The sequence below is a fragment of the Deltaproteobacteria bacterium genome (assembly GCA_020848745.1).
In the GTDB taxonomy this organism is placed as follows: domain Bacteria; phylum Desulfobacterota; class Binatia; order UTPRO1; family UTPRO1; genus UTPRO1.
In genome coordinates, this window is sequence record JADLHM010000047.1 from 28,418 (window position 1) to 42,872 (window position 14,455).

12 protein-coding genes are annotated in these 14,455 nt (G+C 72.0%); 7 read left to right on the plus strand and 5 right to left on the minus strand.

Features of this window, described 5'->3' with window-relative positions:
* The first annotated feature begins 11 nt into the window (after positions 1 to 11).
* From IT293_06335 to IT293_06345, 3 genes are read left to right on the plus strand one after another with little or no spacing between them, the layout of a single operon-like run.
* Positions 12 to 1,040 carry a zinc ABC transporter substrate-binding protein gene (locus IT293_06335; GenBank protein MCC6764262.1) on the plus strand — a complete coding sequence of 343 codons (1,029 nt, stop codon included), beginning with the start codon at positions 12 to 14 and terminating at the stop codon, positions 1,038 to 1,040.
* Positions 1,037 to 1,768, plus strand: coding sequence for a metal ABC transporter ATP-binding protein (locus IT293_06340; GenBank protein MCC6764263.1), 732 nt, complete (start codon positions 1,037 to 1,039; stop codon positions 1,766 to 1,768). The genes IT293_06335 and IT293_06340 overlap by 4 nt, the downstream gene beginning before the upstream one ends.
* On the plus strand, positions 1,765 to 2,616 hold the full coding sequence (locus tag IT293_06345) for a metal ABC transporter permease (GenBank protein MCC6764264.1): 852 nt from the start codon (positions 1,765 to 1,767) through the stop codon (positions 2,614 to 2,616). The genes IT293_06340 and IT293_06345 overlap by 4 nt, the downstream gene beginning before the upstream one ends.
* 25 nt (positions 2,617 to 2,641) lie before the next feature.
* Here IT293_06345 and acnA read toward each other — a convergent pair whose 3' ends face one another.
* Positions 2,642 to 5,329, minus strand: coding sequence for an aconitate hydratase AcnA (gene acnA, locus IT293_06350; protein ID MCC6764265.1), 2,688 nt, complete (start codon positions 5,327 to 5,329; stop codon positions 2,642 to 2,644).
* Between the two features lie 24 nt (positions 5,330 to 5,353).
* On the opposite strand from acnA, the gene IT293_06355 reads away from it, so the two are divergent.
* Positions 5,354 to 6,493, plus strand: a complete 1,140-nt coding sequence (locus IT293_06355) for a hypothetical protein (protein MCC6764266.1) — start codon at positions 5,354 to 5,356, stop codon at positions 6,491 to 6,493.
* Positions 6,494 to 6,554: 61 nt separating this feature from the next.
* Here IT293_06355 and IT293_06360 read toward each other — a convergent pair whose 3' ends face one another.
* Positions 6,555 to 8,183 carry an AMP-binding protein gene (locus IT293_06360; GenBank protein ID MCC6764267.1) on the minus strand — a complete coding sequence of 543 codons (1,629 nt, stop codon included), beginning with the start codon at positions 8,181 to 8,183 and terminating at the stop codon, positions 6,555 to 6,557.
* Positions 8,184 to 8,344: 161 nt separating this feature from the next.
* Here IT293_06360 and IT293_06365 point away from each other — a divergent pair, with 161 nt between their 5' ends.
* The 3 genes from IT293_06365 (at position 8,345) to IT293_06375 (ending at position 11,416) form a co-directional block, all read left to right on the plus strand.
* The gene (locus IT293_06365; GenBank protein MCC6764268.1) at positions 8,345 to 9,067 is read left to right on the plus strand and encodes an N-formylglutamate amidohydrolase; all 723 of its coding nucleotides are present in this window, start codon (positions 8,345 to 8,347) and stop codon (positions 9,065 to 9,067) included.
* Between the two features lie 64 nt (positions 9,068 to 9,131).
* Positions 9,132 to 10,394: an aspartate aminotransferase family protein gene (locus IT293_06370; protein MCC6764269.1), complete on the plus strand. Its 1,263-nt coding sequence runs from the start codon at positions 9,132 to 9,134 to the stop codon at positions 10,392 to 10,394.
* Positions 10,391 to 11,416 carry a phosphotransferase gene (locus IT293_06375; GenBank protein ID MCC6764270.1) on the plus strand — a complete coding sequence of 342 codons (1,026 nt, stop codon included), beginning with the start codon at positions 10,391 to 10,393 and terminating at the stop codon, positions 11,414 to 11,416. Before IT293_06370 ends, IT293_06375 begins: the two co-directional genes overlap by 4 nt.
* Here IT293_06375 and IT293_06380 read toward each other — a convergent pair.
* The 3 genes from IT293_06380 to IT293_06390 are packed head-to-tail and all read right to left on the minus strand — an operon-like array spanning position 11,395 to position 14,448.
* Positions 11,395 to 12,423 carry a ferrochelatase gene (locus IT293_06380; GenBank protein MCC6764271.1) on the minus strand — a complete coding sequence of 343 codons (1,029 nt, stop codon included), beginning with the start codon at positions 12,421 to 12,423 and terminating at the stop codon, positions 11,395 to 11,397. The two genes, IT293_06375 and IT293_06380, sit on opposite strands and share 22 nt — an antisense overlap.
* Positions 12,424 to 12,433: 10 nt before the next feature.
* Positions 12,434 to 13,438 (minus strand): NAD-dependent isocitrate dehydrogenase, encoded by a 1,005-nt coding sequence (locus IT293_06385; protein MCC6764272.1) that lies wholly within the window; start codon positions 13,436 to 13,438, stop codon positions 12,434 to 12,436.
* Positions 13,435 to 14,448, minus strand: coding sequence for an NAD-dependent isocitrate dehydrogenase (locus IT293_06390; GenBank protein ID MCC6764273.1), 1,014 nt, complete (start codon positions 14,446 to 14,448; stop codon positions 13,435 to 13,437). Before IT293_06390 ends, IT293_06385 begins: the two co-directional genes overlap by 4 nt.
* Positions 14,449 to 14,455 lie beyond the last annotated feature (7 nt).

Genomic DNA, 14,455 nt, shown 5'->3' on the forward strand with positions numbered 1-14,455 from the left:
GGAGACGGACCATGCATGGAGCGATCGTAATCGTCGCGGCGGCGGCACTGCTCCCGGCCGTCGCGTCGTCCGCTCGGGCCGAGCAACTGCTCGCCGTCTGTGCGACGGTGCCCGAGCTCGGCGCCATCGTCCGCGAGGTCGGTGGCGACCAGGTGGCCGTCGAGGTCTTCACCAAACCGACCGAAGACCCGCATTTCACACCGGCGCGTCCGAGCCTCATCAAGTCGTTGAACGCCTGCGAGCTGCTGGTTCAGGTCGGCATGGATCTCGAGATCGGCTGGCTTCCGTTGCTCGTGAAGAACGCGCGGAACGCCGCGGTGCTGCCCGGAGGCGCCGGCTTCCTCGACGCCTCGGCCACGATCACGCCGATCGACGTTCCGACGGGAGCCGTCGACCGCTCGATGGGCGACGTGCACCCGTACGGCAATCCGCATTATCTGCTCGATCCCGTGAACGGGATGCGGGTCGCGGCCGCGGTGCGGGACAGGCTCGCGGCACTCCGCCCGGCCGGGCAGACGGGCTTCGACGAACGGCTCGCCGCCTTCCGGCGGCGCGTCGCCGTCGGTCTCGTCGGCGCCGGGCTCACCGAGAAGTACGACGTCGAGAAGCTCGCGCTCCTCGCCGAGCACGGGAAGCTCCTCGAATTCCTCCGCAGTCAGGGGGAGGAGAAGGATCTCGGCGGTTGGCTCGGGGTGCTCGCCCACGACTTCGGCGCCAAGGTGATCGACGATCATCCCATGTGGCCGTACTTCGCGCGCCGGTTCGGGCTCGTCGTCGCCGCCCACCTCGAGCCGAAGCCCGGCATCCCGCCGACGACGAAGCACCTGGCCGACGTCATCGCGCTCGTGAGGCGCGAAGGGATTCGCGTGGTGCTCGCCTCGGCCTACTACGACCCGCGCCATGCCCGCTTCGTTGCCGGCGAGACCGGTGCCAAGGTGCTGGCGATGGCGAATCAGGCGGGGGCGCGGCCCGGGACGGAGGACTACGTGGCCTTCATAGACTACGACGTCCGGCAGGTCGCCGAGGGGCTGAAGCCGTGAGCGGCGCCGACCCGTTGGTGCGCGCCGTCGATCTGGCCCTCGGCTACGGCGGCGCCGTCGTGTTGCGGGACGTGCAGCTCGAGATCCGCGCCGGCGAGTACTGGTTCCTCGTCGGGCCGAACGGTTCGGGCAAGAGCACCTTCACCCGCGCGCTCTTCGGTATGGTCCGGCCGGCGGCGGGCGAACTGTGGGTCGATCCGGTGCGCGCGCCCCGACAACGCTGGGCGTTCGTGCCGCAGCGGAGCGTGGTCGACCCGTCGGTGCCGACGACGGTCCGCGAGCAGGTGGCGCTCGGGCTCGTCGGGATCCGCGTGACAGGCGAAGAAGCGGCGGCGCGCGTTGCGCACGCGCTCGAGCAGGTCGATCTTGCCGGGCGCGCCCTCGACGACTTCTGGGCGCTCTCGGGAGGGCAACGGCAACGCGTCATGCTCGCGCGCGCTCTCGTCCGTCGCCCGACCCTGCTCGTGCTCGACGAGCCCGAGGCCGGGCTCGATCTCGCGGCCGAGGAGCGGCTGCTCGCCCTCCTCGACGTGATCAATCGCGATTACGGCGTGACGCTCGTCCACGTCTCCCACGATCTCGGCAGCGTCGGCCGCCATGCGACGCACGTGGCGCTCTTTCACGACGGCGGCGTCGAGAGCGGGCCGGCCGCTGCGGTTCTGACGCGTGCACGGCTCGAGCGCGCATATGGGGTCGCCGTGCCGGCGGCGTTGGGGGCGATCGCGTGATCGCGAGCTTCGTCGCCTCGTGGCCGCTCTTCCACGACGCCTACCTTGCCGGGTGCTCGATCGCGCTCCTGCTGGCGCTCCTCGGCGTGGTCGTCGTGACGCGCGACCAGATCTTCTTCGGCGCCGCCGTCGCGCAGGCGTCGGTGCTCGGGATCGCCGTCGCGGTCTCGGTCGGCGGCCTGCCGGTGCTCGCCTGGTGCGCCTGGTGCGACGACGACTGGACGCACACCCTCGTCGGCGGAGTCTTCGCCGTCGCGGGCGCGCTCGCGACCGCGACGGCGCACCCGCGCGGCGAGAGCCCCGAGGCGCTCACCGGTTGGGTGTTCCTCACCGGAAGCTCCTTCGCGGTGCTCCTCCTCGCGCACAGTCCGCACGGGATGGACGAGATCAATCGCCTCCTCGCGAGCACCATCATCGGCGCGAGCGCCGTGGACGTCGCCCTCCTCACGGTCCTGTTCGCTGTGACGGCAGCCGCGGCCGCGACGTGGAGCGCGCCGCTCCGGCTGGTGCTCATGGACCCCGAGATGGCGAGCGCCGTCGGGCTCCGCATCGGGACGTGGCATCGCGCGCTCGCGATCGCGCTCGGTGTCGCCATGGGTCTCGCGATCCACGTCTCCGGCGTCGTGTTCAGCTTCGGCTTCCTGGTGCTGCCGGCGCTCGTCGCGAAGCAGCTCTGCCGTGAGGTTGGCCAGATGCTCTGGGTGAGCCCGCTCGTCGGGCTCGTCGCGGCGATCACGGGGTTCGTGGTGGCAAACGACCGCGACCTTCCGCCGGGGCAGGCGGCGGTCGCGGTCCTCTGCGTTCTGCTCGCCACCGCGTGGACCGGGCGCCGCCTGCGCGGCCGGTAGGGCGCGTCGGAACGATCGGCGCCTCTCAGCCCCGCGCCATGTTGCGCAGCACCATCTGCAGGATGCCGCCGTGGCGCAGGTAGTCGACCTCGATCGGGCTGTCGACGCGCGCGATCGCCGTGAAGACGATCGCGCTGCCGTCGGCGCGACGGGCGCGGACGGTGAGCTTCTTGCGGGGGGTCAGGGCGCCGAGACCCTCGATGGCATAGACCTCGAGACCGTCGAGCCCGAGCGTCGTCCGGCTCTGGCCCGCCTCGAATTGCAGCGGCACGACGCCCATGCCGACGAGGTTGCTGCGGTGGATGCGCTCGTAGCTCTCGGCGATCACCGCCTTCACGCCGAGCAGCAGCGTGCCCTTGGCGGCCCAGTCGCGCGAGCTTCCCGACCCGTACTCCTTGCCGGCGACGATCACGAGCGGCGTGCCCGCCGCGCGGTACTTCTCGGAGGCCTGGAAGATCCGCATCTCGACGCCGTCGGGGAGGTGCAGCGTCCAGTCGCCTTCCTTGCCGCCGACGAGCTCATTGCGGAGACGGACGTTCCCGAACGTGCCCCGCACCATCACCTGGTGGTTGCCGCGGCGCGCCCCGAAGCTGTTGAAGTCGCGCGGTTCGACGCCATGCTCGACGAGGAAGAGGCCGGCGGGGCCGTCCTTCGGGATCGAGCCGGCGGGCGAGATGTGGTCGGTGGTGACCGAGTCGCCGAGCATCGCGAGGACGCGCGCGCCCGCGATGTCGGCGAGCGGCTGCGGCGTCGGCGGGAGATCGGCGAAGAAGGACGGCTCCTGGATGTAGGTCGAGTCGGGCTCCCAGGCGTAGAGGTTGCCCTCCGGCACCGGCAGGCTCTGCCAGGTCGGGTCGCCGGTGAAAACCTCGGCGTAGGTCTTGCGGAAGAGCTCGGGCGTGACCGCGCGCGCCATCGCCTCTCGCACCTCGGCGTTCGTCGGCCAGACGTCCTTCAGGAAGACGGGCTTCCCGTCCTTGCCGGTGCCGAGCGGCTCCTTCGTGAGGTCGGCGTCGACGCTGCCGGCGAGCGCGTAGGCCACGACGAGCGGCGGCGACGCGAGATACGCGGCCCGCACCTGCGGGTGGATGCGGCCCTCGAAGTTGCGGTTGCCGGAGAGCACCGCCGCGACGACCAGGTCGTTGTCCTTGACGGCTGCTGCGACGGCATCGGGCAGCGGACCGCTGTTGCCGATGCACGTCGTACAGCCGTAGCCGACGAGGTCGAACTTGAGCGCCTCGAGCGAGCCGAGCACGCCCGCGTCGCGGAGATACTCGGTCACGACGCGCGAGCCGGGCGCCAGGCTCGTCTTCACGTACGGCTTCGGCGTGAGCCCGCGCGCCACCGCCTTCTCGGCGAGAAGCCCCGCGGCGAGCATGACCGAGGGGTTCGACGTGTTGGTGCAGCTCGTGATCGCCGCGATGACGACGCCGCCGTGCGTGAGCGTCGCGGTGTCGCCGCCCCTCGTGATCGGCGCGCCCTTGCCGGCGCCGGAGGCGAGCCGCTTCTCGTACGCGCCCCGGAAGCTCTGCCGCACGCCGCCGAGCGGGACGCGGTCCTGCGGGCGGCGCGGGCCGGCGAGGCTCGGCTCGACGGTCGAGAGGTCGAGGGTCACGATCTCCGAGAACGTCGGCGCGGCCGTCGCCGCCGTCCGGAAGAGCCCCTGTTCCTTGCAGTAGCGCTCGACGAGGTCGACGCGCGCCGTGTCGCGTCCGGTCGCGCGGAGGTAGCGGAGGGTCTCGTCGTCGACCGGAAAGAGGCCGGCGGTCGCGCCGTACTCCGGCGCCATGTTGGAGAGGGTCGCGCGGTCGGCGAGGCCGAGGTCGGCGCACCCGGCGCCGAAAAACTCGACGAACTTGCCGACGACGCCGTGCGTGCGGAGCACCTGCGTCAGCGTGAGCACGAGGTCGGTCGCGGTCGTCCCCGGAGGGAGCTGCCCCGTGAGATCGCAGCCGACGACGACCGGCAGCAGTTGGTAGAGCGGCTGGCCGAGCAGGACCGCCTCGGCCTCGATGCCGCCGACCCCCCAGCCGAGGACGCCGAGGCCGTTGATCATCGTGGTGTGCGAATCGGTGCCGACGAGCGTGTCGGGGAAGGCGAACGCGCCGCCGGTCTCGCTGCGGACGTCGACGACGCTCGCGAGGTACTCGAGGTTCACCTGGTGGACGATGCCGGTGCTGGGCGGCACGACGCGGAAGTTCTCGAAGGCCTTCTGGCCCCAGCGCAGGAGGAGGTAGCGCTCGCGGTTCCGCTCGTACTCGCGCTTCACGTTCTCGGCGAAGGCCTCCTTCGACCCGAAGAAGTCGACCTGCACGGAGTGGTCGATCACGAGGTCGGCGGGGACGAGCGGGTTGATGCGCTCGGGATTGCCGCCGGCGCGCGCGACCGCGTCGCGCATGGCCGCGAGGTCGACGACGGCCGGCACGCCCGTGAAGTCCTGCAGCACGACGCGCGAGGGCAGGAACGGCAGCTCGTTCGCCTCGACGGCGGCGGCGGGATTCCAGCGCGCCAGCGCCAGCACGTCGGCGGCGTTGGCGAAGGGCTTGTCCTGATGCCGGAGGACGTTCTCGAGCAGGATCTTGACCGTCACGGGCAGGCGGTCGAGCGCGACCCCGCTCTCCTTCGCGAGCGCGCCGAGACGGTAGTAGTCGACCGCGAGGCCGGATCCCGCGAGGCGGGCGCGGGCGCCGAAGGCATCGGATTGCGTCGTCATCGGATCCTCCCCAGAGGGTGCACTGTGCCCCTCGCGACCGGGGGGCGCAAGCTTCCGGGGCTGTACGACGGCCGCGTCGGCGCTATGGTGGCGCGCGTGCGCACCCGGCTCGCCGTGACGCTCGCGCTGCTGACCTTCGTGCTACCGGCGTGCTCGCGCCTCGGACTCCTGCCGAGCTCGCTGCCGCCCGCGGGCCGCGAGCCGCTCGAAGGCTTCGGCGCCGAGACCACGGGCGGCGCGGGCGGTCGCGTGATCACCATCGGCGAGCCCACGGAAGACGCCGTGCGCGCCGCCTTCGCCGACGCGGCCGCGAGCGGGAACGCGATCATCCGCTTCGCGGTCACGACGCCGATCCGTATCGAAAAGAAGCTTCCGATCCTCGGCAGGCCGCACCTCACGATCGAGGGCGGTGGAGCGACGCTCGACGGCTCGGCCATGAAAGAAGGCTCGGCGATCGTCGACATCCGGACGAACGACGTGATCGTCCGCGATCTGCGTCTGCGCAACGGCGACGATAACCTGCGGGTCGACGGACCCGAGGCCTACCGCGTGGTCGTGACCCACGTGTCGTCGACTGGCGCCCGCGACGACGGCATCTCGATCGGCTACGGCGCCCACGACGTGACGGTGCAATACAGCCTGGTCGCGGGCGCGACGCGCGGGATCTATTGCAAGTACGCCGGCACCGACAACATCTCGCTGCACCATGACTGGCTCATGAAGAACGCGATCCGGAGCCCGATCATCTCGGGCACGATCGTCGCCGATGTCCGGAACGTCATCGTCGAGGACTGGGGCGAGTGGGGGAGCCGTTTCGAGGACGGCGCGACGGGTAACGTCGTCGGCGCGCTCTTCGCGCTCTCGCCGCACGCGCGGTCGATCGGCGGGAAGCCGCACGCGGCGCTGCGCTTGAAGGGCGCCGGGCCGGTGCATCTCTCGGAGAACGCCGTGCGCGGCGTCGTCGAGCCCCTCGTCGGCGGCAGCGCGCAGGCGCCGATTCCGGCGCCGAAGGTGACGACGCTCCCGGTCGGTGCGATGGAAAAGGTCGTGCGCGCGCGCGCCGGCTGCCTGCCGCGCGACGGCGTCGACGCTGCCTACGTGAAGGCGACGAGCGGGTGGACGGTCAGCGAGACCGAGCCGCTCCGCCTCGGCGCCGGGAAGTAGCGGCCGGCGCGGCGCGATGTGCCGCGGCGCCGATCGCGCTCAACGCGGCGGCGGCCGTCGGCTAGCGCGGGGTCGACTCGAAGATGCGCTTCGCCGTCGCGTAATCGGGCTTGCCGTTCGGGGCGCGCGGCACGCGCTCGACGACGAGCAGATCCTTCGGGATCTTGTAGTGGGCGAGATGGCGCTTGGTCTCGGCGAGGATCGCGGCCGGCGTGTCGGTGGCGCCGGCGGCAAGCGCGGCGATGCCGACCACGCGCTGTCCGAAGCGCTCGTCCGGGACGCCGAAGACCAGCGAGTCCTCGACCGCCGGGTGCGTCTTCAGCGCCTCTTCGACCTCTTCCGGGAAGACCTTCTCGCCGCCCGTGTTGATGCAGTTCGAGCCGCGGCCGAGCAGCGTGATGCGGCCGTCGGCTTCGACGGTCGCCATGTCGCCGGGAAACGCGTAGCGGACGCCGTCCACCTCGCGGAAGGTGCCTGCCGACTTCTCGGGATCCTTGTAGTAGCCGAGCGGCACCATGCCGCCGTTGGCGACCAGTCCGATCTCGCCCGACCCCGGCGCGACCTCGCGGCCGTCCTCGGTGAAGACCTTGGTCGTCGGGTTCAGCTTGAAGCGCGCGGTCTCGGCGGTCGTGCCGGCGCGCACCGTCGACTGCCCCATGCCGCCCTCGGTCGAGCCGAGCACGTCGACGATCGTGAGCCCGGGCATGTGCCGCACCAGCCCCTGCTTCACCTCGAGCGAGAACATCGTGCCCGACGACACCATCAGCCGGAGGCAGGAGAGCTCGAAACGCCCGGGCCGTTCGCCGAGCGTACGCAGCAGCGGCTTCGCGAAGGCGTCGCCGACCACCACGACGAGGTTCACACGCTCGCGCTCCACGACCGACCAGAGCTCGACCGGGTCGAGCGACTTGCCCTCGAGCAGCACCGCGGTGCCGCCGAGCATGTGCGGCACCATCATGCCGAGCCAGCAGCCGGTGCCGTGCATGAGCGGCGGTCCCGACATGCTCACCCACGCGGTACCGTCGGCGCGCGTCTTCCTGGCGATCTCGGGCAGGAGCGCGGCGTCCGGGATCTTCGGCTGCCCGATCATCGACGGGTAGGTCTTGAGGAAGAATCCGGCGAAGTCGGCCATCGAGTACATCACGCCCTTCGGCATGCCGGTCGTGCCGCCGGTGTAGAGCATGTAGATCTCGTCGCCCCGCGGCGCGATGCGCGCGGCGGGCGCGACGCTCGATTGGATCGCTTCGTAGGACACGGCGCCCTCGACGCGCACCGCGCCTGCCGCCGCGGGCCCGTCGTCGACCTCGACGAAGAGCTTCACGCGCGGCGCGCGCGGGCGCACCGCCGCGACGCGATCGGCGAGCGACGAGTGGAAGACGAGCGCCTCCATGTCGGAGTTGTCGATCAGGTACGCGAGCTCCTCGTCGAGGTAACGGTAGTTCACGTTGATCGGGATGCCGCGGATCTTCATCGCGGCGAAGTTCGTCTCGCAGTACTCGGGCGAGTTGTAGAGGTACATCCCGACCTTGCTGTGCGGCCCGAGCCCGGCGTCGAGGAGCGCCCGCGCGAGGCGAGCGGCGCGGAGCTCGTAGTCGCGCCACGAGATGCGGCGCGTGCCGTGGACGACCGCGGGGGCGTCGGGCGTCGCGTCGGCGACGGCTTCCCAGATGGCTCCGAAGTGGACGTGCATGGTCGGGCCGTCTTTAGCGCGACGCGCGCGGGTGGTGCCAGCGGGGCGGGCGGAATCGTGCGGCCGTGGTCCGGGAGGTCGGCCCGAACCGCGCTCCGGGCCGGCCGGGACGAGAGAGCGCGCTCGATGGCGCGGTACGGTGCGTCGTAGTACGAAGCCGCGTGCCGCACGCCCCGTTCCACGTCCGTCCCGGCGAGAGGCGCGCCCCGTTCGTGTTCACCGTCGAGCATGCGTCGGCGGCGGTGCCCGACGAGTACGCCGCCCTCGGCCTCGGCCCGGCCGCGCTCGCGGAGCACGTGGCCTGGGACATCGGGGCCGCAGCGCTCGCGCGCGCTCTCGCGGCCGAGTTCGCGGCGCCGGTCGTCGAGAGCGGCTGCTCTCGGCTCGTCGTCGACTGCAACCGCGACCTCCACGACCACGACCTCATCGTCGAGGAGACGCACGGGGTCGCGGTGCCCGGAAACCACGCGCTCGATACGGCCGCGCGCGCCGACCGGATCACGCGCTGGCACGCGCCGTACCACGCGGCCGTCGACGAGGTGCTCCGGATGGGGGCGGCTTCGACGGTTCTCGTGAGCGTGCACACGTTCACGCCGGAGCTCCGTGGCCGGCGGCGCGCGCTCGAGGTCGGCGTGCTCTACGACGACCACGTCGGCCTCGCCGGTACGCTCGCCGACGCGCTCGCCGCGACGGGTCTCGTCGTCCGCCACAACGAGCCCTATTCCGGGCTCGACGGCCTCATCTACTCGGCGCGCGTCCACGGCGCGCGCCACGGGCTCCGCTACGTCGAGCTCGAGGTCAACAACGGGCTGCTCCGCGACGATGCGGGCGTCGGTCGGATGGCGGGCAAGGTGGCCGCGGGTTTGCGCGGGTTACTGCGATAGCGCCGGCCCTGCGCGTCATCGGCGGCCGGTTTCGCGAAACGCGCCGCCGTGGCAAGGAGAGTGGATGGCCGCCGATCCACCGTCGCCGTCGGACCGCAAGCGCCGTGCCCGGGAGCTCTGCCGCGAGTACCTCATGCCGGCCCGCGTCGCGGCCTGGGAGAATCTTGGCGTTCCGCTCGTGATCGGGCGGCGCGAGGGCTACCGCATCTGGGATCTCGACGGGCACGAGCTCTTCGACCTGCACCTGAATGGCGGCACCTACAATCTCGGCCACCGTCATCCGGAGCTCGTCGCAACGCTGCGCGCCGATCTCGAGACGCTCGACGTCGGCAACCACCACTTTCCGTCCGAGGCGCGCGGCGAGCTCGCGGAGAAGCTCGCGCGGCTGACCCCCGGTGATCTCCACTACTCGGTATTCGTGCCCTCGGGCAGCGAGGCGAACGACCTCGCGATCCGGGTGGCGCGGCGCGCGACCGGCCGGCGGAAGATCGTCGCCCTCGAGGAGGCCTTTCACGGCCGCGCCGGTCTCGGGGCCGCCGCCGGCCGCGACGACATGGCGCGCTACTTCCTCTCCGACGACCCGAGCGAGTTCCTGACGGTCCCGTTCGACGACCTCGACGCGATGGACCGCGTGCTCGCGCCCGGCGACGTCGCGGGCGTGCTCATGGAGACGCTGCCGGCGACCTACGGCTTCCCCGTGCCTTCCGACGGCTACCTCGCCGGGGTGAAGGCGCTCTGCGAACGGTACGGGACGCTCTACGTCGCCGACGAGGTGCAGACCGGCCTCGGGCGGACCGGCGATCTCTGGGGCGTCGAAGGGTTCGGCGTCGATCCCGATCTGCTGGTCACGGGCAAGGGCCTCTCGGGCGGGCTCTATCCGATCGCGGCGGTCGTGATGACCCGGCGGGCGGGTGCGTGGCTCGGCGAGCAGGGCTGGGGCTACGTCTCGACCTTCGGCGGCGCCGAGCTCGGCTGCCGGGTCGCGTCCCGCGTACTCGATCTCTGCTCGGACCCCGCGGTGCTCGCCGGCGTGCGGCGTACGGCCGAGCGGGTCGCGGCGGGGCTCGCCGATCTCCGCGCTCGGCATCCGTTCCTGGTCGGCGTCCGCCAGCGCGGCGTCGTGATCGGTCTCGAGACGGCGAGCGAGCTCGGCGGCATGCAGCTCTCGCGCGCGCTCTATCCGCGCGGCGTGTGGGCGATGTTCTCGGGCTTCGCGCCGTCGGTCCTGCAGTTCAAGGTCGGGCTCCTCGTCGACGACGCGTACTGCGACGAGTTGCTCGCGCGCCTCGACCTCGCACTCGGCGACGTGGAGCGCGAGCGCGCGTGACGACGGCTTCGGCGGCCTTCGCGGCGCTTGCGACCGACGAGCAGGTCGCGCGGCTCGCCGGGCTCGCGACCCGCGCGCTCGCGTCCTGGGATCTCGCGGCGCCGCGGGTCGAGCTCGTGAAGTACCGCGAAAACGCGGTGTTCCTCGTGACGACCGCGGACGGCGGGCGCGCGATCCTGCGCGTCCACCGGCCGCGCTACCGGAGCGACGACGACATCCGTTCCGAGCTCGCGTGGATGCGCGCGCTCGACGCCGACGGCATCCCGACGCCGGCCGCCATCGCGACGCGCACCGGCGAGTGGCTCACGACGGTCAGCGCCGCCGGCGTCCCCGAGCCGCGCCAGTGCGACCTCATGACATGGGTGCCGGGGAAGCCTCCGGGAACGCTCGAGGCCGGCGTCGCCGCGGACGCCGCCGGCCTCAGGACGCTCTATCGGACCGTCGGCGGGCTCGCCGCACGCATGCACGCGCACGCCGCCGCGTGGCCGAAGCCCGCGCGCTTCAGCCGGCCCGCATGGAACGTCGCCACCCTCGTCGGCGACGACCCGACCTTCGGCCGCTTCTGGGAGCTCGACGCCATCGGCGCCGAGGAGATGCCGATCCTCCTCGCGGCGCGCGACCGCGTCCGCGCGCGCCTCGCAGCGCGGCCGGCCGACGTGTTGATCCACGGCGACCTGGTTCCCGACAACATCCTCGTCGACGGCGCGACGACCCGTGTGATCGACTTCGACGACTTCGGCTGGTCGTGGATCGGCTTCGAGGTCGCGACCTCCCTCTACACCTTGCAAATGGCGGGCGGCTTCGACGATGCCCTCGCCGGCTATCTCGAGGGCTATCGCGAGCTGCGGCCGTTCCCGGAGGCCGATCTCGAGCTGCTCCCCGATCTCCTGATGGCGCGCGGGCTCAGCTACCTCGGCTGGCCCGTCGGCCGCCCGGAAATCGAATCGACGCGGAACCTCGTTCCGATGCTCGTCTACGCGGTGACCGACGAGGCGCGGCGCTATCTCGACGCGTCCGGGTGAGCGGGCGCCGGACAGCAATCGGGGGGGCAGACGTCGGGACTCGGCGGCAGCGGACCGACGCTCCGGGGCGGCGCGCCGCGCAAGCGCTCGAGCACGAGCTCGCGGACGCAGGCGACGAAGCTCGGATGCGTGCCGACGGTGGCGGCGCGGACCATCGCGAGGCCGAGATCGTCGCAGAAGCGCCGCGCTTCGACGTCGAGGTCGTAGAGCACCTCGACGTGGTCCGAGAGGAAGCCGATCGGAGCGATCACGATGCCGGACACGCCCGCCGCGTGGAGCGCGCGGACGTGGTCGAGCACGTCGGGCTCGAGCCAGGGAACCTGCGGCGGCCCGCTGCGGCTCTGCCAGGCGAGGTCCCAGCGGACGTGTCCGAGACGCTCGGCGACGAGCGCGGCGTTCGCGCGGAGCTCGCGCTCGTAGGCGCAGCCGTCGGCCATGGAGCGCGGCACGCTGTGCGCCGTGAAGACGAGGCGCGCGGTGTCCCGGGCGCCGGGCGCGAGCTCCCCGCGCAGTCGTTCCCATGCCGCGCGGACGCATTCGGACGTGGCCTCGACGAAGCCCGGGTGGTTGAAGAAGCGCCGGAGCGGCTCGATCGTCGGCGCGTCGGCGACCGCCTCCCGGGCGCGCGCGATGTCCTCGAGGTACTGCCGGCATCCTGAGTAGGAGCTGTGGGCCGACGTGACGAAGGCGAGGGCGCGGCGCACGCCGGCCGCCTGCATCTCGCCGACCGCGTCGGCGAGCAGCGGGTGCCAGTTGCGGTTCCCGAAGAAGATCGGGAGGTCGATGCCGTGCGCCGCGAAGTCGGCGCGGAGCGCGGCGATGAGCGCGCGGTTCTGGTCGTTGAGCGGGCTCCGTCCGCCGAGGTGACGATAGCGCTCGCCGACGATCGCGAGTCGCTCGCGCGGGATACCGCGGCCGCGCGTGACGTTCTCGAGGAAGGGCATCACGTCCTCGGGACGCTCGGGGCCGCCGAACGAGACGAGGAGGAGCGCGTCGTAGGCGGTCATCGCGGTCGTTTCAGAGGCGCGCGACGATGGCGTCGGCCATCGCGATCGTGCCCGCCGTTCCGCCGAGGTCGCGCGTCACCCGGGTGCCCTCGCGGAGCACCGCCGCCGTCGCGGCGGTGATGCGATCGGCATGCGCGCCGAGCCCGAGGTGGCGCAGCATGGCGAGCGCCGACACCAGCAGCATCATCGGATTCGCGCCGTCGCGCGCCGCGAGCTCGGGCTCGTCCTCGTAGATCGCCTCGAAGACGGCGAGGTCGTCGCCGAAGCTCGCGCTCGGCACCACGCCGAGCCCGCCCGCGAGCCCGGCGCAGAGGTCCGACACGAGGTCGCCGTAGAAGTTCTGCATCACCATCACGTCGAACTGGTAGGGGTTCATGACGAGCTGCATGCAGGTGTTGTCGACGATCAGCTCCTGGAGGGCGATCGCGGGATGGTCCTTCGCGACGGCGCGGCAGCAGTCGAGGAAGAGGCCGTCCGAGCGTTTCATGATGTTGGCCTTGTGGACGGCCGTCACCTTCTTCCGGCCGGCGGCCGCCGCGTGCGCGAACGCGAAACGCGCGATCCGCGTGCACGCCTGCGCGGTCGTGACCTTGATGCTTTCGACGACGCCGGGCACCACCCGGTGCTCGATGCCGGCGTACTCGCCCTCGGTGCTCTCGCGGACGACGATGAGGTCGAGGTCGGGATACCGCGAGGCGCGGCCGGGGAAGCTCTTCACCGAGCGCACGTTGGCGTAGAGGTCGAGCATCTTGCGGAGCGCGACGTTCGGGTTCTCCTGCGTCTCGCCGAGCCTGGCGGCGAGGTGGCCCTTCAAGGCGACGCGCGTCCGCAACACTGAACCGACGAGCTCGGCCGGGATCGCCGCGCCCTGCCGGCGGAGCGCCTCGTCGCCGGCCGCGACGCGCTCCCACGCGACCGGCACGGCGGCGGCCGCGAAGATCCGCGCGACGGCGTCGGCGAGCGCCGGGCCGGCGCCGTCGCCGGGGATGAGCGTCACCGTGCGCTCGGCGCTCACGTCGTCGCTTCCCGCAGCGCGGCGACGATCGCGTCGCGGACGTCGGTCGTCCCCGCGCGCCCGCCGAGGTCGCGCGTCCGGACGCGGCCCGCGGCGAGCACGGAGCTCGTCGCGTCGACGACGCGCCGCGCGGCCGCGTGCTCGCCGAGGTGCTGCAGCATGAGGGCGCCGGAGAGGATCAGCGCCAGCGGGTTCGCGAGGTTCTTGCCGGCGATGTCGGGCGCGCTCCCGTGCACCGCCTCGAAGACCGCCGCGTGCGTGCCGACGTTCGCCCCCGGCACGACGCCGAGTCCGCCGACCAGTCCGGAGCACAGGTCCGATACGATGTCGCCGTAGAGGTTCTCGAGCAGGACGACGTCGAAGCGGGTCGGATCGAGGACGAGCTGCATGCAGAGGGTGTCGACCGCGATCTCCTCGTAGCCGACGTCGGGGTGGCGCGCCGCGACCACGCGGCAGCAGTCGAGGAAGAGCCCGTCCGTCATCTTCATGATCGAGGCCTTGTGCGCGGCGGTGACTTTGCGCCGGCCGTCGCGGCGCGCGAGCATGAAGGCGTACTCCGCGATCCGGAGGCACGCTTGCTCGGTGAAGACCTTGAGGGTCTCGATCACCCCCGGCACGACCTCGTGCTCGAGCCCGGCGTAGAGGCCCTCGGTGTTCTCGCGGATGATGACGAGATCGACCCGCTCGTGGCGGGTCGGGACGCCCGGCAGCGTGCGCACCGGCCGTACGCTCGCGTAGAGGTCGAGCGCCTTTCTGAGGCGCACGTTCACGCTCTGGAAGCCGCCGCCGATCGGTGTCGTCACGGGGCCTTTCAGCGCCGTCCCGGTCTCGCGGATCGCGGCGAAGACCGACTCGGGGAGCGGATCGCCCTCGTGCTCGATCGCCGGCAGCCCGGCGGCGCGCTCCGTCCACTCGATCCGGACACCCGTTGCGTCGATCACGGCGCGCGCCGCGTCCGCTACCTCCGGCCCGATGCCGTCTCCCGGAAGGAGCGTGACGCGATGACCCATGTCGCGG

Bases quoted from the DNA above. Each gene is read 5' to 3' on its own strand.
- IT293_06335 (MCC6764262.1), top strand. From the start codon at position 12: ATGCATGGAGCGATCGTAATCGTCGCGGCGGCGGCACTGCTCCCGGCC.
- acnA (MCC6764265.1), bottom strand. From the start codon at position 5,329: ATGACGACGCAATCCGATGCCTTCGGCGCCCGCGCCCGCCTCGCGGGA.
- IT293_06360 (MCC6764267.1), bottom strand. From the start codon at position 8,183: ATGCACGTCCACTTCGGAGCCATCTGGGAAGCCGTCGCCGACGCGACG.
- IT293_06370 (MCC6764269.1), top strand. From the start codon at position 9,132: ATGGCCGCCGATCCACCGTCGCCGTCGGACCGCAAGCGCCGTGCCCGG.
- IT293_06380 (MCC6764271.1), bottom strand. From the start codon at position 12,423: ATGACCGCCTACGACGCGCTCCTCCTCGTCTCGTTCGGCGGCCCCGAG.
- IT293_06390 (MCC6764273.1), bottom strand. From the start codon at position 14,448: ATGGGTCATCGCGTCACGCTCCTTCCGGGAGACGGCATCGGGCCGGAG.